The organism is Leeuwenhoekiella polynyae, assembly GCF_004104075.1.
Taxonomy (GTDB): domain Bacteria; phylum Bacteroidota; class Bacteroidia; order Flavobacteriales; family Flavobacteriaceae; genus Leeuwenhoekiella; species Leeuwenhoekiella polynyae.
Genome location: NZ_QOVK01000001.1, coordinates 1 through 25128, shown reverse-complemented (window position 1 = coordinate 25128; position 25128 = coordinate 1). Strand labels below are relative to the sequence as shown.

The following is a 25128-nucleotide window of genomic DNA, read 5'->3' as shown; positions in this document are numbered from 1 at the left end:
ATAACTAAAGGTTAAAGAAACATAAGCCTAACACAATGGATAGATCTGAGACTAAAGCATACACAGTTTGGCTATTTAGTTACCCTTTAGAGAATGGTAAACTTTTTTACTACCGCTAACCACAAGCAACACCAGAAAACCAACTACCAGTCCTAGTAAAAACTCAACCAACATACTGGGCCAGGTTTCAAATAGATCGTGAATAAAATGCAGGTTGTGGGTGAAAATCCCACCAGAAACCAGAAGCAAAGCAATAGTACCAATTACCGAAAGACTTTTGATCACTACCGGTAGGGCACTGACTAGAAACTTGCCTACTTTGTCAGAAAAACTATCTTCTTCTTCATTAAGGTCAATAAGTTTAGCACCAAACTCATCCATGCGTACGATAAGTGCAACTATGCCATAAACCCCTACAGTTGCAACAAGTGCGATAATAGTTACCACAATAATCTGATTGATCAGTTCTTCACCGGTTACCGTACCCAAAGCAATGATGATGATCTCTACAGAGAGGATAAAATCGGTTAAAATAGCCGACTTCACTTTTTCTTTTTCATACTTAAGAATCGCTTCTTCACTCATTTCCTGTAAAGCTGGTTTTTCTTCGGCATGTGCATGCGGAAAGAAAAACTCATAGATCTTTTCTGCTCCTTCATAAGCCAAATAGAGTCCGCCAATGATGAGAATCACCGTGATGGCGACGGGTATAAAGGCACTCAATAAAAAGGCTATGGGTAAAATAATGATCTTATTGAGCAACGAACCTTTGGTTATGGCCCATAATACCGGAATCTCACGCGACGACATAAAGCCTGAAGCTTTTTCGGCGTTAACGGCAAGGTCATCTCCTAGAATTCCTGCGGTTTTCTTACCCGCAACTTTGGCCATTACCGAAACGTCGTCCATTAAGGTTGCAATGTCATCTAAAAGCGCAAAAAATCCTGAGGCCATAAAAGCAGTTTTGGTTGTGGACAGCAATATAAGTTTACCTTTTAAAGTAAAGAATTAAAATATTGATAATTTATAGAGAAACCTATCGTTATGTACTATGAAATATACTTGTTAATTCTTCAATCTACATAGTTTACAGCCTAAGCTCAAAAAGGTTGAAATACAGATATATGCGATTAAAGTGCATATTAAATATGTTAAATCTAAAATTGATGTAGTCTAAAAACTACTATTTAGATTCGTTTTAATTAATTTCGCAGGCTTAATTCTCCATGTTCCAAAAATTATGAATACCATTAATCTCGGCGAGTTTCGTCTAGACTTTCAAGCCCATTTTATAAAACTAAAAATCAATGACGGCGGACATTTTGATTCCGATTCTTTTCAAAATTGCCTGGATCTTAAATCTGAAATATACGGAAGCAGAAAGCTGGGCTTATTAATCACAAATGAAGATAAGAATGACTATTCAATAGATCCTTTATTTTTGATCAAAGATAAATTGGTTTTAGAAGATAATTTTAAATGGATCATTGTCGTCTCTAATAAAAATCCGGACTATACGAATTTTGAATACTTTAAAAGGTTGACTTCGATTCCTTGTAAATTTGTAACTGATTTTAAAGAAGTAACAGACCATGATACATACTGCGTGCACACGATGTAGCCCTTTATCTTACATATAATCTACCCACCTATTGCGTAATTTCATCCCCCTTATAATTAAAAACCAATTGATTCTTTTTTGCTATATCAGATTCTAGAATTAAGCTATACGTACTGTTACCATATTTTTTAGTGTGTAGCAACGTATTGAATTTAATATTGGGGTAAGAAGCTGTCAACGTCTCTTTAACTGCTTGCGGAAGCTCGTGGTATGCTATAGGAGTTTGTTGCTTAATAAGGCATCCGTCTTTAGCATACCATACGCTTTGGTTAAGGTCTTCTGATTGAAAGTCTACTTTATAGAAACTCCCGGCTTGTTCCCAACTGGCATGAGTTGCTTCTTTAAAGTCTAATTCAAAATTGGTTTTGATATTTGCGGGCACTTGGTTAGCAGGTAAGTCTTGTGCTCCTACTGTAGTGCTTAAAAAAATACTGATCATTAAGATTGTTAGCGTTTTCATAGGGTATTGTTTATAAATTAATGTTGTACAAACTAAAGGCTCAAATCTGGAAGCAATTGGTACCTATCCCTTTTGAAAAAGTTAAAAAATGTGAAATTTCATCGCTTCTTAAGTTTACCGATTTTCATATAGTAAACGACTTCGTGACCAGCCCCTCCAAGCATTAGACTGAGCGAGACTTGTCTTGCAGCATTTAAATCTCGAGTATCGATTAAACATTAAAAAAGGGATTGAACACGTATTCAATCCCTTTACTAGGTATAGCTCAAAAGAAGCATTAATCTTCTAGATCGCTTAAAATTTTACCGGTCGCATCTACAACCACTTCCCGCTCCTGAAACCATCCTTTTTCAAGTTCTACAGTATAGGTGATTTTGCCTTTTATATCCAGTTTCTCAACTTCTTCAATGGTAAAATCTTTATGAGCTTTAAGCAATGCATCGTGTACCCCCTGAGGCAGTTCATCTGCTTTTAGTTCCTGTTCAGACTTCAATATAGCGCCAGACTTATCATACCAGATCTCATGATCCATACGATCTACTTCAAACGCGACACTATAACCTGGGTATTCTTGCTCCCACTCCACATCCGTTGCCTGAGCATAGTTTTGCTGAAAACTTGCTCTTATCGCTTGTGGCACACGATCAGGGGTTAGATCTTGAGCATGTACAGCGGTTATTCCGGTTAGCCCCAGAAGCATCAATTTTACATTTTTCATAATTTTTTCAGTTTAAATTCTGCACAAACAAATGAAGTAAAACTGGAAACAATTGGTAGCTTCAGCCGGTGTAAACGTTAAAAACTGTGAAACTACCATATAGATTGAGAAAGCTTGCTTTATTTAGAAGGTATAAAGAATAGCGCCCTCATCCTGACTTTACCACTTCTTTACAGAATTGGCTCTTAATGTTGCATGACTTATACAGACCGTAGCGATGAAAATATTGATTATAGAAGATGAACCTCAGATGCTAGATAATATGCGAGATACGCTAGAGCAAGAACGTTATCTCGTAGAAACTGCAAGTACATTTGCTGAAGCAAGTTTTAAAATAGGCAGTTATGATTATGACTGTATTTTACTTGACATTATGTTGCCTGATGGTAATGGGCTCAACCTACTTAAACAACTTAAAGATTTAGGTAAAGAAGAAGGGGTTATCATCGTTTCTGCAAATGATTCTTTAGATGATCGCATTCAGGGTTTAAATATGGGTGCAGATGATTACCTGCCCAAGCCTTTTCACACTGCAGAATTGAATGCTCGGGTACAGGCCGTTTTAAGACGCAGAAATTTTGAAGGAAATAAATACATAGAAATAGGTAATGTGGTCATTGATCCCGAAAGCCGAAGCCTCACCATAGCAGATAAAGAAGTGATTTTAAACCGAAAAGAATATGATATTCTGACCTATCTGATTTCTAATAAAACCCGACTGGTTACCAAAGCTGCCCTTGCAGAACACGTGTGGGGAGATCATATAGATCAGGCAGATAGTTTTGATTTTATATACTCTCAAATTAAAAACCTGCGTAAAAAACTGGAAAATGCTACTATTAAAGTCGGAGCCGTTTACGGCATAGGATATAAATTAGAGCTCGATTGATGAAACTGCTCAATTATACTTCAAAATACCTTGCATTTCTGCTGCTTGCAGTCATCACCCTCTGGGCGTTAGCCTTTTATTATGCGATGCTTGATGAGATATACGACAGTCTTGATGACGGACTCGAAAATCAAAAAATACTCTTGCTTAAACGTGCTAAAGAAGACCCCGGTATCCTGGACAACAACGACTTTAACAAACACGTATATAGCTTTACTCCTATTCAACAACAACAGTATGAGAATCATCAAGAGCGGTATCAGGATACCTTGATGTATATGATTAACGAAGAAGATTTTGAGCCCGTGCGCATTTACGAAAGTACGCTGAAAGCAGAAGGCCGCTATTACAAGCTTAAAATCATCACTTCGATGGTAGAGGAAGATGACCTGATTGAAGATCTGGTGAGTTATCTCATCGGACTTTATTTTGTTTTGGTCCTCAGCATTCTTGTTTTAAACAACTTATTACTCAAGCGCATCTGGAAACCGTTTTACGACCTTATCGCTCAGTTAAAAAGCTTCAATATTGAACAAAAACCGCAAATCACGCTCACCCCTACTGCTGTAGAAGAATTTAACCTGCTCAACACCACGGTAAGCGAACTCATAAACTCTGCGCATAAATCCTATAATGAGCAAAAACAGTTTATTGAAAATGCATCCCATGAGCTGCAAACCCCGCTGGCTATAAGCATTAATAAACTCGAATTGTTTCTTGAAAAAAACAGCCTTACTGATGACCAACTGATGCATATGGCTTCCGTACTGGATAATCTGGGTAGGCTTACCCGGTTGAACAAATCGTTATTGCTCCTCTCTAAGATTGAAAACAAACAGTTTCAAGAAGCAGAACCTATTGATTTTAATGTACTCGCTCAGGAGTGCATAACAGATTTTAAAGAGATCGCCATACACAAAGGTATAGACTTAAAGCTGCATGCTACTGATGGCATTCAATTTAAAATGAATAAAGACCTGGCGCGTATTTTATTGACCAACCTCATCAAAAACGCTTTGGTACACGGCAAGCCGCAAAACCCGGTTACCCTGAGTATTGCAAACAAGCAACTGCAGGTGAGGAATACCGGTACAGCTTCTCCACTGGATGCTGAACTTATTTTTGCACGTTTTAAAAAAATAGGAGCTACCGAAAAATCAACAGGGCTGGGCTTACCCATTGCACGCGCAATTGCCGAAAAATATAATCTCACGCTCAGGTATACGTTTGACGGAGAACACACGTTTACGGTTCAATTTCCTAAATAAAAGTTATAGATCAGGTGGTATTCCCAATTCTTTCTAGTTTTAGTATTCAAATTTGTTTTCTGAAAAATGTAGATTTAAAATGAAGTATTTATCACATTATATAATTTCTGGTGTTCTCATCTTATCAGGGATACTATCCTATGCTTTTTATAAAAAATCTATTGCTGAAGAACGAGAGATTTTAGAAAATGCTACCTATACTATTGTAAACAGTTGGGAGTTGCCCACACTTCTTGATGAAGTTAGCGGCATTGCGTGGGTAAATGATTCTACCATAGCCTGTATTCAGGATGAAAATGGTGTTATTTACAATTTCAACTTAAATACCGGTGAGATTAGTAACGACATTACTTTTGGAGAAGACGGCGATTATGAAGCCATCGCGCTCCATGAAAATGATGCCTATGTAATGCGTAGTGACGGTCGTATTTTTGAGGTTAAATCATTCACTTCAGACACTGTTGCTCCGCGTTATTTTGATACTTCATTTAAGTCTAAAAACAATATGGAGTCGCTAACCTATAACCCGAAAACTAAAAGTCTGGTCACAATTGCTAAAGATAAAGGCTTAGATAAAGATCGCTACAAAGGGCTCTATTCAATCCCATTAGCAACTAAAATTCTGGATGAAAAACCCCTGTTTAAAATAGATATGCAAGCCAAAGAGTTTGAGGCTTTCCAAACTAAAAAAGAAGAAAAAACCTTCAATCCTTCAGATATAGCGATACACCCTAAAACCGGGGAGTATTACATAGTAGACGGAAAAAAACCAAAGCTCTTGATATTGAGCGCTACCGGAACGATTAAAAGGGTTCATGAGTTAAATAAGTATCATTTTGCGCAACCAGAGAGCATAACCTTTAGTCCTAATGGTACACTTTATATCGCTAACGAAGCTGCTGATGGAGTAGCAACGCTTCTGGAGGTTACGTTAAAAAAGTAAACTAATTCGGGGCAAGCCTGTCTGTCGACAAAGCATTAAACGGAAAAATACATTTTTAAAACGAGAAAAATCTCAGAGCATTTAAATCTCGATTATTGAGTAAAGATTAAATTTTAGTGTCTGTCTCTTGATCAAATACTAAAAACCGGTGTGAGGTCTGGTTTTTAAAATTTTGTTTGAAGAGCTAATTATTGGCAAATACTTAGAAGTATATAAATTTTTAAGTATTTGAATCTTGATTATCCAATTAAGTTATAATGTGATTATTACGCTAAATTAAATGGAGAAGCCGCAACTGATTATACAGTTGCGGCTTCAAGGGTTTAAACTAAAAAACCTACAATTACTTTTAAAATGCTGTGTTAAGATTTCCTGCGATATCAAATTCAATAGCAATAACCTCTTTTAGTTTAAGCAACCCGAATAACTTTTTGGGAAGCTCCAAATCATAATCGCTAAGCGTTAACTTAAGAATTCCTTTTAAATGTTTGAGATCTCCCTGTACGATTTCTACAGGTATGGTATAGGTATGCTGTTGACCGGCGAGTGCTATATTTACTAAAGCTTCATACCCGCGTTCTACCCGATTGAACTGTTTAAAGTTGAGTATAATTTCAGGATAGTCTTCTGCCTCAAGCATCGCTCTAAAATCTTTATTTATCGCTTTTCCGCCACAATTGAATCCGTCTAAATTCAGTTTTAGTGTGGCATTGCGTAAAAGTATAAGGTCGCCCTGATCGCAATACGCTATCTTTTTTTGAGGCTCAAAATAAGTGGGATCAAAAACACAGCTAAAACCGGTTACATTGGTTTCACCTGAAACACGCAGCGTACTGTTTTGCAACTTACCAATTGTGGCCTCTCCAAAGTTGGGCTGACCCAATAACACAAAACCGCTCAACACAAATAACAAATTTAAAAAGGCTTTCATAATCAGAGATTTTAAAGATAGCAGCGTGTAGTTACACGCTGCTATCTTATTTAATACAGTTTAGAAACTTATCGCAGCTTCAAGCATAAAGCCGTCAAACTTTGCATCATTGTGAAGATCTACAACAGGATAATCGTTATAATTCTGAACAACATACTCTGCCTTCAATAAAATGTTTTTGGTCATAAACCAGCCGGCAGCAAGTTGAAAACGGTCTATTGAAACATCACTGCCCCCCACGAGAGTTCCATCAACATAGTTGTAACGTCCACCTAAATAGATGTTCTCTTTAGATCCAAATCTGTAGATCAATTCTCCTGAATATTGATTCCAACTGCGACTGTCTGTCTCTGCAGCAGTCTTACCGGTTGCGTGCTCATAAATACCAAAGAACTCCAATCCTTTATACTTCAAGAACGGGTTGATCATAATTGAAGTCAATTCGTTACTAAGACCTGGGTTGATGCGCCCTGCTCTAAAACCATCTCCGCTACCATCTTCTGCGATCATCACATTGTAATATCGAGAACCAGAACGGTCACCGCTGTATAAATAAGCGCTGGCTGTTTGATTGGTTTTATAGAGAGAACCTGTTAAACGTACGCGTAGCGCTTCTGATACCGCTTTATCATATCCCAATTTTGCGATAAAGGACGGGCTTGTAGTTTCGGGTTTAGTAACAGCCTGATTCAATTTACCATTAGTCAAACTCAACATTCCCATCCAGCCGTTATCGAAGTAATACAATTCAGCACCAACTTCGGTAGTAAAGCTGTCCATCAGATAGTTTCCTACAAACGGATTGTACAGTGCCATTGCGTTATCAGTACGTCTAAAATGTGCATCTCCATAATTGCTCTCCATATGCCCTATTTTAATACGTACATGATTCATCACATCCTCCATAAATCCTTTTTGGATAAATTCTAGTTTATCTATCTGAAAATACCCTCCTTTTACATAGGTTTCGTTATGGTGTTGTGAAGATAAATAGGTTCTTAAGTGCATACGCACCCCGTCATACAAAGCCACATCTAAATCCAGATTTGCGGTTGCCAGGTTGAAATTGCTACCTATTTCCTGTAAAACAGGAGTGTCTGGATTACTGCTGTTCTCGTGATCTATTGCTTGAAACTGTATGGTAGAAGCGCCTCCTATACGTACGTGAACGCCATTAAAAGTTGATAGTGTATCCTTTGGCGCTTCAAAGGTTGAAATTCCGCGTTGATCAGGTGATCTGTAATTGTCTAAATCGCGCTGACTTTGTGCCTGTAGGGTCATCCCAAAAAAAGATAAAGAGATGAGAGTTAAATAGGTAAGTTTAGTTTTCATAAGTATTGATATTATAGAGCTTGATTAATAAATGTTGTTTTAAATGTGATATGAAGTTCGTCACCTGTAGTTATGGTGCCAAACAAAGCTGTAGGAGGTTCTATTTTGTATGTGCTCATCTGCATTTTGTAAGTCCCAGACAACACAATCTCATCTGCTAAAAAGCGGACCTCAAACGGAATAGAAACCGTTTGGGTAACTCCAGAAATTGTAAGACTTCCGGTTGTTTTAAGCAAATAGGTGTTGGCACGAGCGGGTTCCAGACTTCCTACTGATTTTAGGCGGTAGGTGATCGCCTTGTGCTTTTTGGTATTTAAAGCCTTATAGGTGTTTTTATCCATCCCATTTTTTCCGCTTGAAAGACTTTCTGCTACAATTTGAAGCTCTAGTTTATTAAGAGCTGTTAAGACTCCATCCTCTTGGCTTAGTGCTAACGTACCGCTCATATCTTTTACTTCTAACTCCCAATCATGAAGATTAGAAGTACCGGCGACACGTATAGAAGATTCAGCATTTTTTAAGACATAGTTTTGGGCAAAACCGTTTTGAAGACCGATTGCTAAAAGAAACAGACTCCAGCAAATTGGATATAATATTGACTTTTTCATAGTATTTGGATTTTGATTACTATGCAAAGTTCCATCAGGAAGAACGCCTGAAATATGATTAAAGTCAGGTTACAGATTTAATACAAACTATATCGATTGAATACTGCTTTTTTATAACCTAATAAAACTACTCAGGAATCATGCTATTCAATTAGACGCTATTTATTTATTCATGCGCGTGCTGCCGCTGCTCAAAAACTCTTAACACTTCATTAAAGGAGTGTTATATAGGGTTAAAAAAGATTTAACATTAACATATTTAGCATATTTTCCACCTCTTAATCATTCAATCCATTTATGACTCATAAATACACAGCCCCATTCAACACGCTTTCCGGTAGATTATATCTTTTTACTTTTTTATTGGTTATGCTGAGCCAAATCAGCTTTGCACAGGACAAAGAGGTAGAACAGGTTTTTTATTTTACAGGAAATACGGAGTTAAAAACCAGTAATCCTACTCAGGAAGTTCTTAAAGCAATCAGCGACCTTTCTCAGGATGATGACAACGCGACTTTTGTAGCTTTAGGAAACATCACAAAAGACGGTTACCCACCCAAAAAGAAAGAACGGAAAGATGTTGAACAATTACTTCAAAAAAGTATTATGCAACCTCTGGCCGACTTTAACGGGAACGTCATTTTTATGCCGGGTCATAATGAGTGGAACAAAAATGGTCACGAAAACCTGGATGATCTAGAGTCTTTTATACAAGACAACAGCAAGGTTGAATTCTGGCCAAATGATGGTTGTCCACGGGAGATTGAAAACCTGGATATGGATAATGTTGAACTCTTGATGATAGATTCACAATGGTTTCTAGAAGACTGGGATGATCATTTATACCTCAATAATAAATGCGACATCAAAACTCGTGATGATTTTATCGCGAAGTTTAAAGACGATTTAAAAGATGAACAAAATAAAACGGTAATCGTTGCGGTTCACCACTCGATACTCACGCTTTCTAAACAAAACTTTATAGAAAATATAGGGGGGCTTACTGCCGAAGATTATTACAGTACCCAGCGTCAGAAGTTTGCGGGTACCTTAGAAACCCTGGCAAGCCAGTTTCCTGATGTGATTTTTGTTTCTGCAAGTGATAAAAACCTGCAATATGTGTTTGATGACGGGATTCCACAAATTATAAGTGGTGCAGCTTCAACAAAATTAGACAAGGTGCTTCAAGCTAAAGACGGACAGTTTGCTTCTAAAGCAAATGGTTTTGCAAGACTTACGGTTTATAAAGACCGTAGTTCTAAAGTTGAATTTTTCGGAACAGGATCAGGAGCTCCTGAAAAACTTTTTGAGAAAGAGATCAGACGGCAACAACCTAAAAAAGATGACATAAACTACCCGGATATCAGCGGGATGAGCAGTACAAAAAAAGCTTCGATCTATACCAAAGAAGAAACTGACAAAAGTGGCTTATACAAATTCTTCTGGGGAAATCACTACCGGGACATTTACAGTAAAGAGATTGAAGCTCCGGTCTTAGACCTCTCCACCCTTCCGGGAAATGTACATGCAATTTCAGAAGGTGGTGGTAACCAGTCGCGTTCGTTACGTCTTATTGACGATTCAGAACACGAGTATACCGCCCGTGAGTTGCGTAAGAGTGCGGTGCGCTTTATTCAGTCTAAAATAACCGATCACTATGTGCGTGACTTTATGCAAAACACGGTCGCTGAAGAAATTGTACAGGATTTTTACACTACAGCGCAACCTTATGCACCCTTTGCATTGAACACTATTTTTGACAGTTTGAACATTTACAATGCACAACCTAAAATCTATTACTTACCCAAGCAAAAGCAACTGGGTATTTATAATGAAGATTATGGCGACAAGCTTTATATGCTAGAAGCACATGCCGGGGATGAGAATAAGTCTTTTGAGCGTTTTGGTGATGCAGATGACATCATCAGTACCAAAGATCTTCTTGCCGAAATACGAGATTCTAAAAAGCATCAGGTAGATGAAGCCAACTTTTTAAAGGTACGCTTAATGGATTTTGCTGTGGGGGATTATGACCGCCATTATGATCAGTGGCGCTGGTCTGCTTATGAGCAAGAAGACGGTACAACTACCTATAAAACCATTCGCAGAGACCGTGATCAGGCGTTTCCAAAATACGACGGACTCATTTTAGGTTTGCTTAAAGTTGCAATGATCGATTTTCGATCTATGGAAAAATACGATGATGATGTAAACAGCGTGAAGTGGATGAGCCGTTACGCCTATCCTTTAGATCAGGCATTCATAAAGAATTTAACCTGGGAAGACTGGGAAAACGAAGTCCAATTTATTCAGGAAAACCTAACGGACGAAACCATCGAAACTGCTTTTAATACCTTACCGGAAGCGGCACAGGATGAGAGTACGTTAAACATCAAAAAGAATTTAAAAGCACGTCGCGATAACCTAATGTCTATTGCACGTCGTTACTACGAATACCTAATGAATCATCAGATCATTCTGGGTACAGAAGATAAAGATGACTTTGTGATCACCCGTCAGGCTGATGGGAAGACGACCATCAAACTAACTACCGAAGAAGAGGAAACTTTTGAGCGCACCTATGATAAAGAACTCACAAAAGAGATTTGGATCTACGGTTTAGACGATGATGATACTTTTAAAATTGTGGGTAATGGCGATCATTATATCCCGATTAAAATATTAGGTGGTGAGAATAACGATGTGTACGATTTTGAAAATACACGGGCAGCTAAAGTATATGATTACAAAAGCAAGAAAAATACTTTTGTCAACCCAGGCACGCGCAAGTGGCTGGTAGACAGTTATGATATCAACACCTATAATGATGCTTCTAGAAAATTAGATGCATTCGCGACTACCCCGGCAATTGGTTACAATCAGGATACTGGTTTTTCCGCCGGTTTAAGCGGGACGTATACTACATATGGTTTGGCAAACAATCCGTTTGCTACCCAGCAAACGCTAACTGCTAAATATTATACGGCGACCCACGGTATTGAGTTAGAATACTCGGGCGAATTTGCACACGCATTTTACAACTGGAACTTTGGTTTAGACGCGCGCTATACCACTCCTAATTTTGCCATCAATTATTTTGGAACAGGCAACGATACCGACTATGACCGAGATCAAGTTGATATAGACTTTAACCGAGTTCGCATCAGCGAATGGAGCGTCACTCCGTCTTTAATTTTCAGAAAAGACCGGGTACAGTTGCGTTTTGGCCCAACTGTAGCATCTTATAATGTAGAATATTCTGGTAATGGTGTTACCGGTGATACTGATATAATTGATGCTGGTGATGATGTATTCAATACGCAATACTATGCCGGTGCAGAGGCCGCTTTTCAATATAAAAACAAAAGTGGAGAGATCGCCTTTATACGTAGAGGCTTTCAATTTGATCTGGTTGCAGGTTACAAAGCCAATATCGATGAATATAATAACGAATTTACCTATTTAAAACCTACACTTTCTATTGACTACCCCTTACATCCCAGCGGGATGGCCGTACTGGCAACTAAAATTGGTGCTTCTATGAACTTTGGAGGTGAATATGAATTTTACCACGCTGCGACTTTAGGTGGAAATACCAGTCTACGCGGATATAGAAATGAACGTTTTAATGGACAAACTGCTTTTTATCAAAGTACCGATCTACGTGTAGGTATAGCACAGTTAAAAACCAATTTCATTCCCTTGAGACTGGGAGTTTCAGCCGGTTTTGATTACGGTCGGGTTTGGGTAGAAAATGACAATTCTGAACAATGGCACAACAGTTACGGAGGTTCTGTCTTTATAAATGGGTTTAAAGCCATTACTGCCAATGTAGGCTATTATACAAGTAAAGAAAGTAATCGTGTACTGTTTACATTAGGATTTAAATTCTAAAGAATACGAATTAACCAGTCTTTAAAACCCGTTCTCTAAAGAGAGCGGGTTTTTTATTGATACTAAAATCATCTTGAGGCAAACCCAAAAGCATTAGTATTTTAATTATAGGAAAAGCCCATTAACTTTTCTTGCGGAATTTTTCCGTTAATACGGATTTTTTCCTTTTAAAAGAAAAAGAGAATTGCGTACTTTGTAGTTATGGAAGATGCCAAGTTTGCGATCATTGATGTAGAGACAACAGGTGGCGGTATCAAAGGAAACAAGATTACCGAAATCTGCATCATAATTTTACAGAACGGGAAAGAAATTGACCGGTTCACGTCTTTAGTCAATCCCGGAAGAGATATTCCGCTTTATATTGAAAAACTAACAGGTATCAACGACCGAATGGTTGAAGACGCTCCGTATTTTAATGAACTGGCAGACCGCATCAACACACTGACTACTGACTGCATTTTTGTCGCTCATAATGTGGGATTTGATTACAACGTGGTACGCGCAGAATTTAGAGAAGCAGGCGTCGATTTTAACCGAAAGCGCCTATGTACCGTACGTCTTGCAAAAAAACTTATTCCCGGTTTGTTCTCATACAGTCTGGGTAATTTATGTACCTCTATAAACATACCGCATTACGATCGTCACCGTGCCGAGGGCGACACTGAAGCAACTGTGATCTTGTTTCAGCGCTGTCTGGATCTGGATCCTGAGTATGAAGTAATCAATGAGTTTTTAAACAGAAAGTCTAAAGAGTCTTATTTTCCACCAAACTTTAAGGCTTCAGATTTTGAAGAATTACCACATAAACCCGGTGTGTATTTTTTTAGAGACAAAACCGGGAAGCCTTTATACATTGGTAAGGCTATAGACATTCAAAAAAGGGTGCTTTCTCATTTCAGAGAAAAAAGCAATCGCAAGTATGAGTTACTGCAAAACACACACAGTATAGATTATGAACTCACCGGCAGCGAATTGCTGGCCTTGCTGCGAGAAGCAGAACTAATTCTTAAATATTACCCGAAATACAATAAAGCTCAGAAAAACCCAACAAAGCCCTATAAGCTTACCTCCTACCATAACAAACAAGGTATTGAGCAATTTGCACTGCACAAAAATAAGATCGCTCCGGTAAGTTGGATGCAGTTTTATACACGAGAAGAAGCCATTCAGTTTTTAGAACAGCTATGTGAGGAGTTTGATCTGTGTCCTAAATATTGTGCTTTACAGCAAGGTGTTTCTGAATGTAATCATTACAAAATACATACGTGTAGCGGTGCCTGTCGTGGTGATTTGAAGGCGGAAACATATAATGGTCGTGTGAGTAAAGCTCTAGATTATATTCATACCTATGAGCAATCGTGTCTGCTCGTTGAAAAAGGAAGAAATACTCAGGAAAAGTCTTTTATTTACCTGAAACAAGGTCGTTTTGCCGGGTATGGTTTTATTGATGAGACCGAAGAATTCAATCAACCGGAAGATTTTACAAACTTTTTAATTCCACAGAAAAGTTCAGCTTATGCAGATCGCATTATACGCAGATATCTAGCTACTCAAAAGCAATTAACTAAATTGCCGCTTACACAGAACGACACCGCTACTCAAAACATTTTTGAAGCCTGGCTTTAAGCATTACGCTTCAGGGGCAAGTTCGTTTGCTTTTTCGACATCCACTTTTCTGGCAAAACGCGAAGCTATAGCGCTTATAATCATAATTTGTGAAGCGTGAAAAAGCATTAAAGGCAGTAATATAAGTCCTAAACCGGCCATATTACCGAAGAGAATTTTAGAAAAAACGGTTCCGTGAACCAGCGATTTTTTAGTACCGCAAAACTGAGCGGTGATACGGTCTTCCATATTAAATCCTAGAAGTTTTGCGATCAATCCAGTAATTAAAAAGACAACAACAAATACACCTATAACACCACCAAATAGAAGGATTAAATCAAAGATTGAAACACTTGTGAATAAATGATCAGCAAACGATTCTGCAAAGCTTTTATAAATGATCAACAGAATAATACTCTTATCAAAAAGCGTGAGTTTACTGGTGTGCTTTCTAATAAAATCGCCCCAATATTTTTGCAGGAGCACTCCCACAATTACGGGAAGCAAAATCTGAAGAAGTAATTTTGAATAGATCGTGCTGAAATCAAAATCACTTGCGATTTCAGTCACAAAAAGTCCCATCCACAAAGGCGTAATCGCAATCCCTATAATACCTGAAATACTCGCATTAAAAATCGCTGCCGGAATATTACCTTTTGCTATAGAAACCATCACCACAGAAGAACTCACTGTTGAAGGCAAAGCAGCCAGAAAAAAGAATGCCAGCCAAATGATCTCCTGTTCCTCATTTTGAATTAAGGGTCTAAACAACAAAACCAAAACTGGGAATAGTAAAAAAGTAGACGCTTGTACCAGAATGTGTAATTTGTAATTACTCAAACCCGCCTTTAATTTCTGCGGACTCAACTTCAATCCATAAAAAAAGAAAATCAGAGAAATACCTAAGGTTCCTATTAGATCAAGAGGAACCGGACTCGACTCTAAACCCCATTGCGGAAAAAAATAGGCAATTATAATTATTATGATAATTGAGACTACAAATTTGTCTAACTTAATACGCATATATGATTTTGTAAAATAGGTGTTACCTTTAGTATAAGTGTTCAAATTTAAACCAGAAAGAAGTCTTAGAAAAAACCGTTACCAATCTGTTTTGCTCAGGTATAATTCTTCTTAGGTAGGATTTTAAAGCAAACTTGTGCAACTAATTGTCTCAAAATTGCTTTTGGTCTAAAAAATCAACTATAATAGAATTGTAATCAATATTTTTATAATCAATAAAACTAACCGGCAGAAATATAAATAGTTATTGAGTTAACTTTCTAAATAGTTATTTCTGTTACAAATTCCACTTGCTGGAGAACAGATTTAAAAAACTACTCACTTTAAAAGTGATTGATGTTTTACTAAATCTTAAGCATAATAAATTACTAAATGAAGCAAAAAAGACCTTCAATAAAAGATATAGCTAAAGCCCTTAATGTTTCTATAACTACCATCTCATTTGTTTTAAATGGAAAAGGCGAAGAACGTAAGATCTCAAAAGAAGTAATTAAAAAGATAGAAGATTATGCTGAAGAGATTAATTACCGCCCGAATCAAATAGCTCAAAGCCTCCGTACCGGAAAAAGTAAAATTCTGGTGTTTATGGTAGAAGATATCGGCAATCCGTTCTTTGCAAAAATCGCAAGAATCATTGAAGAAATTGCATATCAAAAAGGATATAAAGTGCTTTTTTGCAGTACCGAAAATAACGACAAACGTTCTCGCGAACTCATTACGCTTTTTCATGAACGTCAGGTAGATGGCTTTATCGTAATCCCATCTCCCGGAATACAAAAAGATATAGAAAATCTGATAAAGAGTGACGTCCCAGTGGTTTTAGGCGATCGTTATTTTAAAGGTTCCCCAATGAATCACGTAGTAATTGACAACTACGGTGCTTCTAAAAAAGGTACGCAACATTTAATTGATAACGGCTTTAAGAATATTGCGTTCATATCAATAGATACAAAACAAATGCAAATGGTTGACCGCGCAAGAGGCTACCGCGATGCAGTAGATGAGGCCGGACTTTCTAACCAGGTCCTTGAATTATCATTTGATGATATACGAAAACAAAAAGGTAAAGACAGCGTTAAAAACCTATTGACTCAAAAAGAGAATATAGATGCTGTTTTCTTCTCTACAAACTACCTGACACAAACTGCTCTTGAGATTATTAAAGATATTGACCCCAAGTTGATTTATAATTTGGGTATTCTCACTTTTGATGATAATGACTTTTTCAAAATCAATACACCGTCTATATCTGCCGTAGCACAACCTTTGCAGGAAATGGGAGAAGAATTGATGCGCATTATGTTTAAACTATTAAAGAAGTCAAAGGACAAAGAAACTCCGTTGATGCAAACTGTTCTTGAAGCTACCCTTACTCCTAGAGATTCTTCTAGAAGAAAATAAAATTATATCGCAAAAACTACTGCTGAATTTTAATTTAGACTTAAAGCCAAAAAGTTGTTAGTACCTAAACTTTTTTAGACTTTGAGTTTTTATTTATTCCATTACTAAAACAAGAATTGTCTGAAATTATGTTAAGGAATTAGAATTATAACAAATTCTCAGAATTTTAAAATCACTCTATTTTAATAATTGAAAAATATCATTATTATTATAAATGATAAAATATACAACAATAAACGATTTTGAGATGATTTGTATACATTTTGAAACATTTTATTGTAAATCGATATAATTCATATTTCATGTTTAAATCTTTAACTTAATTTAACTTTTAAGTTACATTCTTAAACCTTCAAATCGATACACCACTTACAGTTACTACCTAATTGAGTTCTGAATACTGATTATAGCCTCCAATACTATGATAATGGTAAAACGTTTTACTAATTTTAGCATTCTTTTAACGGAAATACGAATAATTTAAAAACTCAATTTATTGAATGAAAAAACTACTCGCTTTATCAGACCAGTTTTATTATTCCCTGATTGCTCTAAAAAAGCAACGAGAATCCAGAAGAAAAATACCTCTGGTGGCAATAATAATTCTATTTACTTTGTGCCTTAATACTGTACAAAAAACTTATGCCCAAGAAAGCCTAACCGTTACCGGTAATGTAACAGACTCCCAAGGGGTACCTCTTCCTGGAGTAAATATTAAAGAGCAGAATACAACAAACGGAACCCTTACCGATTTTGATGGTAATTACTCAATTAAAGTCTCTGATGCTGAAGCAATTTTAATATTTACTTATGTAGGTATGAAAACTGCTGAAATACCCGTGAAGGGAGAATCTAACATAGATATCACTATGGCTGATGATGCGCAATCCCTTGATGAAGTGGTTCTCGTAGGATATGGTAAGCAGAAAAAAATTAGCGTTGTAGGTGCACAATCTACTATAAAAGCTGAAGAATTAGAATTGCCGGTAGCTAATTTAGGTACTATGTTGGCCGGTCGTATTGCTGGTATTACTGGTGTACAACGCTCTGGTCTTCCCGGCTATGACGGTGCAGACCTATGGATACGAGGTATATCTAGTTTTGGTAGTGCATATCCTCTTGTTCTCGTAGATGGTGTTGAGCGATCTCTAGATAATATCAACCCAAGAGATATTGCCTCATTTTCTATTTTAAAAGATGCTTCTGCAACTGCAGTCTATGGTATTAGAGGAGCGAACGGAGTGATATTGATTGAAACTAAAAAAGGAAAAATAGGTAAACCACAGATTACATTAGACTACTATGAAGGTGTAACCGATTTCACTAAGATTCCAGAATTAGTTGACGGTATTAGTTATATGAATCTGGCTAATGAAGCTTTAACTACTCGTGGAGATCTTCCTAAATATTCTCAAGAATATATAGATGCTACAGCTTCTGGAGAAAATCCACTTCTTTACCCAAATGTTAACTGGATAGAAGAAGTTTTTAAGAGCTATGGTCGTAACAGACAAGCTTTAATTAATGTTAATGGTGGTGCAGAGAGCGCTCGCTATTATGTGTCATTAGGATATTATAATGAGACCGGTCTTTTTCAAACAGACCCTAATGTAACCTATGATTCTGGTACCGGTTTTGAACGTTTTAATTTTACATCAAACCTTACACTAGACCTAACTAAAACCACAGACATTAATGTAGGAATTCAAGGATACCTTTCTGATGGAAACTATCCAGGAACCCCTTCTGATAATGGACTAAGTTTAGAGAATCAAATATTTGGAACAGCATTAGAAGCTCCTCCGGTTGAGTATCCAGTGTTGTATCCGGGTGGTTACGTACCAGGTAAAAGCGCCAACGGTGGCTTACGCAATCCTTATGCTGAGGTTGCATTGCGGGGGTACCGTACCATTACGCGAACCAACTTAAACACCAACCTCAACATCAATCAGGAATTAAGCTTTATAACTGAAGGGCTCTCTCTTCATGGATTGTTTGCTTTTGATTCCTTTAATGAGCAAAACGTGTCACGTTCTAAGCGGGAAAGCACCTATTTTGTAGATGCAAATTTTCCATATACAGAAGATGGGGGGCTTTTACTTAACGAAACCTATACCGGTACTAACTTCTTAGGATACAACCGAAGTAATGGGGGGAACCGTAGGTTTTATACTCAAGTATCTTTAAACTATAACCGAACCTATGGTAAACATAGTGTTAGTGGTTTATTATTGGCAAATCGAACTGATTATGCAGATGCATTTGCCGGTGATTTTACAAGTGCAATACCTTATAGAAATGAAGGATTAGCAGGTAGAGCTACCTACTCCTATGATGACCGTTACTTTTTTGAAGTTAATGCCGGCTATAATGGTTCTGAGAATTTTGCCCCTAACAATCGTTACGGATTTTTCCCCTCTTTTGCTGCAGGCTGGGTAATCTCAAATGAAAAATTTTTTAAACCATTAAGTACTCATATTGATTATTTAAAATTACGTTACTCAGATGGTCTTGTAGGATCAGATCAGCTAGGTCCCGTTCGAGCTATTGGTAGGTTCGCTTACCTTAACCGTGTAGAAGGGGGTGAAGATGGCTACTATTTTGGTGAGAACAGGCAATATTTAGATGGTATCGCCCAAACTTTTTATGGTGTAGATGTTGCTTGGGCAGAAGCTCGTAAGCAAGATTTAGGTATTGAGATCAATGCTTTTGATAGCAGATTAAGTTTAATCACAGATTTCTTTTATGAGCGTACCGAAGGTGCTTTCTTAAATCGAAGTGACATCCCAAATTATATAGGTTTAACTACAGATCCTTATGGAAATATAGGTATAGTAGAGAATAAAGGTTTCGATGGCACTTTAAATTTCAGCCAGCAGTTTAAAGAATTAAGACTTTCGTTTAGAGGAACCTTTTCTTACAATAAAAACAAGATCATTGAAAACGGTGTCCCTAAACAACCTTACCCTTGGTTAAACAGACAGGGTACCGGTCTTATTGCTAATTTTGGCCTTGTAGCCGAGCGTTTATTTACTCTGGAAGATGATATTGACGGAGACGGCTTTATCACTTCAGAAGATGGCTTCCCAACACAGTTTGGACAAATTCAACCTGGGGATATTAAGTATTCAGACCTTAATGGCGATGGGCAAATAGATGCTTTTGACCGTAAAGTTATTGGTGATGGTGATGTACCTGCTCTAACGTATGGTTTTGGGATTACAGCTATTTATAAAGGTTTTGACACGAGCTTGTTCTTTCAGGGACAAAATTTCTCAGATCGCTTTATAGGCGGTTATGGTGTAAGACCATTTGTGGGCGATGGTGGTGAAGGTAATATTTATAGAGACGCGTTAGATCGCTGGACGCCTGAAAACAATGATCCTTATGCGACCTACCCACGCCTGTCTTTTAGTGCTTCGGGTATAGGGCAGACAAACAATAATCAAAACAGTACGTGGTGGTTACGTGATATAGACTTTTTACGTCTAAAAACTGCTGAAATAGGATATACCTTCAAAGAGGACTTCTCTAAGAAATTTGGAGTAGATGATTTCAGAATTTATATGCGTGCTACCAACTTATTTACTCTAAGCAAATTTGACTTATGGGATCCTGAACTCAACACAAACAACGGTGGTAGATATCCTAATATATCGGTTGTATCGTTAGGTGGAACTTTTCAATTCTAAAAATTAATGGAACACAATACACATACGTATTACTGATTCAAAAAATATAAATCATATGAAAAAATTATTTTTAACTTTTATTCTTAGCGGGTTGTTACTCTCCTGCGGTGATGATTACTTAGATCAGGTACCAGATGACCGTCTTACCTTTGAGGAGACTTTTGCCCGTAGATCTACAGTTGAACAATATTTAGCTAATATTTATTCTCAAATTCCAAGTGAATTTGCTCAGCGTTATACAACAACACAAAACTCCGGACCTTGGACAGGTGCTTCTGATGAAGCAGAATATGTTTGGGGTTTCCACATGGGAAATTTCCTGAATATAGGAGATTGGAATGCCACTACTCAAAACGTAAGCAACTTGTGGTCTAATTTCTATAGGGGTATACGTGCTGCATCTACTTTTATTGAAGCTGTAGATCAATGTCAAGATTGCGACCCGGCTATTATTAGTCAATATAAAGCTGAAGCTCGTGTTTTAAGAGCATACTACTATTATAACCTAATGCGCAGTTTTGGCCCCGTTATTCTTTTAGGGGAAACTCCTATTCCTGCGGATGCAGATCTTGATGCTTTAGACCTTAAAAGAAACAGCATAGAAGAAGTAACCGCCTATATTACTTCTGAATTAGATATCGCGGCAGATAATTTAGAAGGTGTGAGTTTTACAGGAAATAATGCCGGTAGAATGAGTACTCCATTTGCTATGGCAATTAAAGAACAAACGTTACTGTTTGCAGCGAGTCCCTTGTTTAACGGTAATACGGACTATGCAGATTTTGTAGGTCAAGATGGTGAAAACCTAATACCGCAAAACTATGATGTGAATAAGTGGAAAATAGCTGCAGATGCAGCAAAAGCTTTTATTGATAAATACGTACCAAATACTTATAATCTTTATAAACAATTTAATGAAGACGGTTCTTATAACCCATACTTATCTACACGTAATGTGATGCTTGTAGATTATAATTCTGAAATAATTTATGCCCGTCCCGGTGGTGATAATTACTTGCATTACGATATAACTCCCTACCATTTAGGTTCTGCTACAGAAGTACGTGGGGCAGGTGGTCTGAGTGTTACTCAAGAAATGGTAGATGCTTTTTTCACCTCAAATGGTAGATCTATTGATGATCCTCAAGCCAATTATGTTGAAGACGGTTTCTCACAATTTCAGGCACCTTATGATTTCACAACGCGTACGACTTATAATCCCTGGACAAATAGAGAGCCTCGTTTTTATGTAGGTGTTACATACAATGGTAGCTTATGGTTAAACCGAAATTTTGGAGATATCATTACAAAAACATGGTTTGGTGGCAATTCTGGTCGTCAGGCAGGTACCAATGACTACCCTCCTACTGGATATATTGCCCGAAAAAAGCTGCCTGTAGGTGATTATCGTAACAACAACCGCTCTTTACCAATGCTTCGTCTGGCCGAGATCTATCTGGATTATATTGAAGCGTTAAACGAATATAACCCGGGAGATCCTGATATTTTAAACTATTTGAATCTCATACGTGAGCGTGCAGGAATCCCAGAATACGGTTCTCAAGAATTAGAAGCCCCTGCAAGTCAAGAAGCTATGCGCTTAGCAATTAGAAAAGAACGCCGTGTAGAACTATTTTTAGAAAACACGAGATACTTTGATGCACGTCGATGGAAAATTGCAGAAGAAGTTTTTGCAGGTGAAATGCACGGTATGGATATAAACGCTCGTGCTGAAAGTGACTTCTATAATGTAGTAACTTTTGAAACACGCATATTTAGATCGCAAGATTATCTGTGGCCTATTCCCCAAGATGAATTGAATGCAAATCCAACACTGGTTCAAAATCCGGGTTGGTAGTTATTATTAGCCAATAAATCAGGCTCATTTAAAATTTGAGCCTTTTTTAAATTCTTTTTAAAATGAAAAAAACACTTTCTAAATATTACATACTCGCTTTAATTGCTATTGTAATTTCTGGCAATTTACAAGCACAAAAGTATACACTAACCTATACGAGTCAAGATGACACGTTAGATCCTTCAATTCAAAAAGGAATTGAGAAAATCTTTAAAAAGGTATATCCAAAACTAGTAAAGGATTTCAATAAAAATTCTCAGAAGCATGTGACCATTAAAATTGATACGGCTTATGATGGTGTTGCTTATGCACACCAGGGGGCGATTACTATTAGTTCAGCTTGGCTTCATAAAAAACCCGAAGATCTTGATTTAGTTACACACGAATTGATGCACTTAGTTCAATCATATCCCGGCGGAGCCGGCCCCAGCTGGTTAACGGAAGGAATCGCAGATTATGTGCGCTATAAGTATGCCTTAGATAACAAGGGAGCAGGATGGTCATTAACTCCTTTTAGCTCCAATCAAAATTATGAAAACAGTTATAGAATCACTGCACGTTTCTTACTTTGGATTACTCAAAATTATGATAAGAATCTGGTTAAAAAACTAGATAGCGATTTACGTACTAAAAAATATACAGCTCAGACTTGGGAACAGTATACAGGTAAGACAGTAGATGTGCTTTGGCAAGAATATGCAACTAATCCAGAAGTGAGTATTTAAAAATCAAGAAAATGAAAAAATTTATATATCCTTTTTTAATGGTATTAGGAGGACTCTTAGTACTACAGTCATGTGAAGAAGACGATTCAGCATTAGTAACAGGAGAACAAGATTCTGTCGTAAACAATGATCCCGAAGGCTCTCCTCTCAGAGGACTAACCGAGTCATGGAATGACCACGATGAGCAGGTGCTTAGACAATATTTTGATGTATCAGCAGCAGTTTATTATGATCTAGAGGTTGATCGCACTATAGAATGGCCTTTTAATTTTTTTAGTAATTCTTGGGCTTATGTAGTAGAAAACTACGGCTCTTATGGTGAAAAAAGCTTACTGTATGTCGTAGCTCACGGTGAAGCCGATAAAACTACATTTTTCAAAACAATTTTTGAAGATGATGCTGAAAATAGAAGTCTAATTGATTTTCCGCTAACAGCAACCACTGGGACAGGTACTGCTATTGACAAGCCTGCTGCTTTAATGGCAAAAGTTGTAGAAAATTCTAGCAATGGAGTGCATAAGTCTCCTGCTCAAGCTATATGGGGTGATAAGTTTACTGAGATTTTCACCTATGATCTTTATATAAAGTTAGGCTTAGAGACCGAAGCAGAACGTGTAAAGTCTTCTTTTATAAAAACTTCTGCTAACTTTCCCAAGGCAGAAACCTTTTGGTTTAGAGATTGGTTTTTGCCTATTTATGACAATTACAACGGTAGTGTAACTTTAAATAATTTCTTTAAAGTTCTCGCTGCAAATTATCCTATAGACGGTACAGATTATGCCAGAGATATGACCTTAGGTGAACTTGTTCATTTCTTTAGTGGTGCAACTGGTGTAGATTTAGAACCGCTTGCTGTGACAGCATTTGATTTTGATGAATCTAATCAAAATGAATTACTTCAGGCGAGAGCTGAATTCCCTAATCTAAATTATCCATTTGACCCGGCTTCAGAACTAATTGATGTAACCAGCGAAGGAAGTGCAAATATTGTTGTTAGTAGAGATCATCCCAATGGTGCTGATTCTGCAGAAGGTTCTTTAAAAGTAATTGATAATGACTACACTACAAAGTTCCTTACAAATGGGTTTCCACAAGAATTCTACATGCAGCAAAATTTTGATGTTGCACAGGTTGTAAATAAGTACACGTTTACTTCAGGTAATGACGCTCCAGACCGCGACTTTAAAACTTGGGAATTATTAGGGTCTAATGATGGTGTTAATTTTGATGTGTTAGATACTAGAACAGATCAGACTTTTACGGCTCGTAATCAGACAAAAGAATTCTCATTTAATAATGATAAAGCTTATAAGTTTTACCGTATAAATCTTATAGAAAACAACGGCAGCACCCTTATTCAACTTACAGAATGGAGGTTGTTAAACTTAAAATTGCTCACCTTTGGCCCACAAGATGTTACAGCTACAGCTACTACTACAGTGAGCCGTGAGAATCGTAATGGTCCAGGCACAAATGAATCTTCAGATAAAGTTACCGATGGTGATATCGGCACTAAGTTTTTATTATTTGACTTCAACAATCCAGAATGGATTCAACAAGAGTTTACTGAAGCTGTGCGTGTAACTAAATACGCCCTAACTTCTGCAAACGATGCTGCAGGCAGAGACCCTGTAGAATGGATATTCTCCGGGTCTGATGATGGCACAAACTTTACTGAAATAGATTCAAGAACAGGGCAGTCTTTTGAAAGCAGAGGGCAGACCCGAGAGTTCTTGGTTACTAACGAGACAAGCTATAAATATTACCGCTTAGACATTTTAGCAAATGGTGGTGATGGTTTATTTCAGTTGGCAGAATTCAGATTGTTTGCAGAATAAAATTTAAGTTTTAAAATCAAAAGACATATCAAAGTATATTTTGATATGTCTTTTATTATTTTTAAAAAAAACTAAACCTTAATATGTTCAGTTTTTTTTTACTACTATTTTGACGTGTATCAATTCAAAAAAAATTACATCTATCAAATATTTAAAAATTAGTTGTGATTGAAATAAAACGTGTAGTGTTTGAAATGAATTGTTGCTTTTTCATTTGATATAAGAATTAAATTTGACAACTTGATTTACTAAGTACTATAAACAAACTATAGAACTTATCATAATTACAAAAAAAATGTTTTAAATAGTAAAACGTTTTACC

18 protein-coding genes are annotated in these 25128 nt (G+C 37.1%); 11 read left to right on the top strand and 7 right to left on the bottom strand.

All coding sequences use genetic code 11. The features are described from left to right. Positions 1 to 75: 75 nt before the first annotated feature. Positions 76 to 954 (bottom strand): DUF808 domain-containing protein, encoded by an 879-nt coding sequence (locus DSM02_RS00090; RefSeq protein ID WP_128763741.1) that lies wholly within the window; start codon positions 952 to 954, stop codon positions 76 to 78. 286 nt (positions 955 to 1240) lie between these two features. On the opposite strand from DSM02_RS00090, the gene DSM02_RS00085 reads away from it, so the two are divergent. Next, the gene (locus DSM02_RS00085; RefSeq protein WP_128763740.1) at positions 1241 to 1621 is read left to right on the top strand and encodes a hypothetical protein; all 381 of its coding nucleotides are present in this window, start codon (positions 1241 to 1243) and stop codon (positions 1619 to 1621) included. 28 nt (positions 1622 to 1649) lie between these two features. Here DSM02_RS00085 and DSM02_RS00080 read toward each other — a convergent pair whose 3' ends face one another. After that, complete coding sequence (locus DSM02_RS00080) at positions 1650 to 2081, bottom strand: PepSY-like domain-containing protein (protein ID WP_128763739.1); 432 nt, start codon at positions 2079 to 2081, stop codon at positions 1650 to 1652. 277 nt (positions 2082 to 2358) lie between these two features. Next, positions 2359 to 2799, bottom strand: coding sequence for a PepSY-like domain-containing protein (locus DSM02_RS00075; protein ID WP_128763738.1), 441 nt, complete (start codon positions 2797 to 2799; stop codon positions 2359 to 2361). A gap of 217 nt (positions 2800 to 3016) precedes the next feature. Between DSM02_RS00075 and DSM02_RS00070 the strand changes: the two genes are divergently transcribed. From DSM02_RS00070 to DSM02_RS00060, 3 genes are all read left to right on the top strand, one after another. Continuing rightward, entirely contained in the window at positions 3017 to 3688 is a 672-nt protein-coding gene (locus DSM02_RS00070; RefSeq protein ID WP_128762002.1) for a response regulator transcription factor, read from the top strand. Next, positions 3688 to 4956, top strand: a complete 1269-nt coding sequence (locus tag DSM02_RS00065) for a sensor histidine kinase (RefSeq protein WP_128763737.1) — start codon at positions 3688 to 3690, stop codon at positions 4954 to 4956. The genes DSM02_RS00070 and DSM02_RS00065 overlap by 1 nt, the downstream gene beginning before the upstream one ends. Positions 4957 to 5035: 79 nt before the next feature. Further along, positions 5036 to 5899, top strand: coding sequence for an SdiA-regulated domain-containing protein (locus tag DSM02_RS00060; RefSeq protein WP_128763736.1), 864 nt, complete (start codon positions 5036 to 5038; stop codon positions 5897 to 5899). 349 nt (positions 5900 to 6248) lie between these two features. On the opposite strand, the gene DSM02_RS00055 is transcribed toward DSM02_RS00060, so the two are convergent. Genes DSM02_RS00055 through DSM02_RS00045 form a run of 3 tightly spaced genes read right to left on the bottom strand, consistent with a single transcriptional unit; the run spans position 6249 to position 8770 of the window. Beyond that, positions 6249 to 6830 carry a hypothetical protein gene (locus DSM02_RS00055; RefSeq protein WP_128763735.1) on the bottom strand — a complete coding sequence of 194 codons (582 nt, stop codon included), beginning with the start codon at positions 6828 to 6830 and terminating at the stop codon, positions 6249 to 6251. A gap of 60 nt (positions 6831 to 6890) precedes the next feature. Continuing rightward, the gene (locus tag DSM02_RS00050; RefSeq protein ID WP_128763734.1) at positions 6891 to 8162 is read right to left on the bottom strand and encodes a hypothetical protein; all 1272 of its coding nucleotides are present in this window, start codon (positions 8160 to 8162) and stop codon (positions 6891 to 6893) included. An 11-nt stretch (positions 8163 to 8173) separates the two neighbouring features. Further along, positions 8174 to 8770: a YceI family protein gene (locus DSM02_RS00045; protein ID WP_128763733.1), complete on the bottom strand. Its 597-nt coding sequence runs from the start codon at positions 8768 to 8770 to the stop codon at positions 8174 to 8176. A 297-nt stretch (positions 8771 to 9067) separates the two neighbouring features. On the opposite strand from DSM02_RS00045, the gene DSM02_RS00040 reads away from it, so the two are divergent. Together DSM02_RS00040 and DSM02_RS00035 are read left to right on the top strand one after the other, a co-directional pair. Further along, entirely contained in the window at positions 9068 to 12664 is a 3597-nt protein-coding gene (locus DSM02_RS00040; protein ID WP_128763732.1) for a BamA/TamA family outer membrane protein, read from the top strand. A gap of 201 nt (positions 12665 to 12865) precedes the next feature. Further along, positions 12866 to 14290: an exonuclease domain-containing protein gene (locus DSM02_RS00035; RefSeq protein ID WP_128763731.1), complete on the top strand. Its 1425-nt coding sequence runs from the start codon at positions 12866 to 12868 to the stop codon at positions 14288 to 14290. A 3-nt stretch (positions 14291 to 14293) separates the two neighbouring features. On the opposite strand, the gene DSM02_RS00030 is transcribed toward DSM02_RS00035, so the two are convergent. After that, a complete protein-coding gene (locus DSM02_RS00030) occupies positions 14294 to 15292 on the bottom strand; it encodes a bile acid:sodium symporter (RefSeq protein ID WP_128763730.1) in 999 nt (332 codons plus the stop codon). A gap of 372 nt (positions 15293 to 15664) precedes the next feature. Here DSM02_RS00030 and DSM02_RS00025 point away from each other — a divergent pair, with 372 nt between their 5' ends. The 5 genes from DSM02_RS00025 (at position 15665) to DSM02_RS00005 (ending at position 24806) form a co-directional block, all read left to right on the top strand. Further along, positions 15665 to 16693, top strand: coding sequence for a LacI family DNA-binding transcriptional regulator (locus DSM02_RS00025; RefSeq protein ID WP_128763729.1), 1029 nt, complete (start codon positions 15665 to 15667; stop codon positions 16691 to 16693). A 500-nt stretch (positions 16694 to 17193) separates the two neighbouring features. Beyond that, the gene (locus DSM02_RS00020) at positions 17194 to 20385 is read left to right on the top strand and encodes a SusC/RagA family TonB-linked outer membrane protein (protein WP_128763728.1); all 3192 of its coding nucleotides are present in this window, start codon (positions 17194 to 17196) and stop codon (positions 20383 to 20385) included. Positions 20386 to 20440: 55 nt separating this feature from the next. Beyond that, complete coding sequence (locus tag DSM02_RS00015) at positions 20441 to 22243, top strand: RagB/SusD family nutrient uptake outer membrane protein (protein ID WP_128763727.1); 1803 nt, start codon at positions 20441 to 20443, stop codon at positions 22241 to 22243. A gap of 62 nt (positions 22244 to 22305) precedes the next feature. Continuing rightward, positions 22306 to 22968 (top strand): basic secretory protein-like protein, encoded by a 663-nt coding sequence (locus tag DSM02_RS00010; RefSeq protein WP_128763726.1) that lies wholly within the window; start codon positions 22306 to 22308, stop codon positions 22966 to 22968. An 11-nt stretch (positions 22969 to 22979) separates the two neighbouring features. Then, on the top strand, positions 22980 to 24806 hold the full coding sequence (locus DSM02_RS00005; RefSeq protein ID WP_128763725.1) for a discoidin domain-containing protein: 1827 nt from the start codon (positions 22980 to 22982) through the stop codon (positions 24804 to 24806). The last annotated feature ends 322 nt before the right edge of the window (positions 24807 to 25128 follow it).

What these genes read in the sequence shown, in the direction of transcription:
- DSM02_RS00090 (WP_128763741.1), bottom strand. Translation starts at nt 954, where the DNA reads ATGGCCTCAGGATTTTTTGCGCTTTTAGATGACATTGCAACCTTAATG.
- DSM02_RS00050 (WP_128763734.1), bottom strand. Translation starts at nt 8,162, where the DNA reads ATGAAAACTAAACTTACCTATTTAACTCTCATCTCTTTATCTTTTTTT.
- DSM02_RS00005 (WP_128763725.1), top strand. Translation starts at nt 22,980, where the DNA reads ATGAAAAAATTTATATATCCTTTTTTAATGGTATTAGGAGGACTCTTA.
- DSM02_RS00045 (WP_128763733.1), bottom strand. Translation starts at nt 8,770, where the DNA reads ATGAAAAAGTCAATATTATATCCAATTTGCTGGAGTCTGTTTCTTTTA.
- DSM02_RS00040 (WP_128763732.1), top strand. Translation starts at nt 9,068, where the DNA reads ATGACTCATAAATACACAGCCCCATTCAACACGCTTTCCGGTAGATTA.
- DSM02_RS00030 (WP_128763730.1), bottom strand. Translation starts at nt 15,292, where the DNA reads ATGCGTATTAAGTTAGACAAATTTGTAGTCTCAATTATCATAATAATT.
- DSM02_RS00085 (WP_128763740.1), top strand. Translation starts at nt 1,241, where the DNA reads ATGAATACCATTAATCTCGGCGAGTTTCGTCTAGACTTTCAAGCCCAT.
- DSM02_RS00055 (WP_128763735.1), bottom strand. Translation starts at nt 6,830, where the DNA reads ATGAAAGCCTTTTTAAATTTGTTATTTGTGTTGAGCGGTTTTGTGTTA.
- DSM02_RS00010 (WP_128763726.1), top strand. Translation starts at nt 22,306, where the DNA reads ATGAAAAAAACACTTTCTAAATATTACATACTCGCTTTAATTGCTATT.
- DSM02_RS00020 (WP_128763728.1), top strand. Translation starts at nt 17,194, where the DNA reads ATGAAAAAACTACTCGCTTTATCAGACCAGTTTTATTATTCCCTGATT.
- DSM02_RS00070 (WP_128762002.1), top strand. Translation starts at nt 3,017, where the DNA reads ATGAAAATATTGATTATAGAAGATGAACCTCAGATGCTAGATAATATG.
- DSM02_RS00065 (WP_128763737.1), top strand. Translation starts at nt 3,688, where the DNA reads ATGAAACTGCTCAATTATACTTCAAAATACCTTGCATTTCTGCTGCTT.
- DSM02_RS00080 (WP_128763739.1), bottom strand. Translation starts at nt 2,081, where the DNA reads ATGAAAACGCTAACAATCTTAATGATCAGTATTTTTTTAAGCACTACA.
- DSM02_RS00015 (WP_128763727.1), top strand. Translation starts at nt 20,441, where the DNA reads ATGAAAAAATTATTTTTAACTTTTATTCTTAGCGGGTTGTTACTCTCC.
- DSM02_RS00025 (WP_128763729.1), top strand. Translation starts at nt 15,665, where the DNA reads ATGAAGCAAAAAAGACCTTCAATAAAAGATATAGCTAAAGCCCTTAAT.
- DSM02_RS00060 (WP_128763736.1), top strand. Translation starts at nt 5,036, where the DNA reads ATGAAGTATTTATCACATTATATAATTTCTGGTGTTCTCATCTTATCA.
- DSM02_RS00035 (WP_128763731.1), top strand. Translation starts at nt 12,866, where the DNA reads ATGGAAGATGCCAAGTTTGCGATCATTGATGTAGAGACAACAGGTGGC.
- DSM02_RS00075 (WP_128763738.1), bottom strand. Translation starts at nt 2,799, where the DNA reads ATGAAAAATGTAAAATTGATGCTTCTGGGGCTAACCGGAATAACCGCT.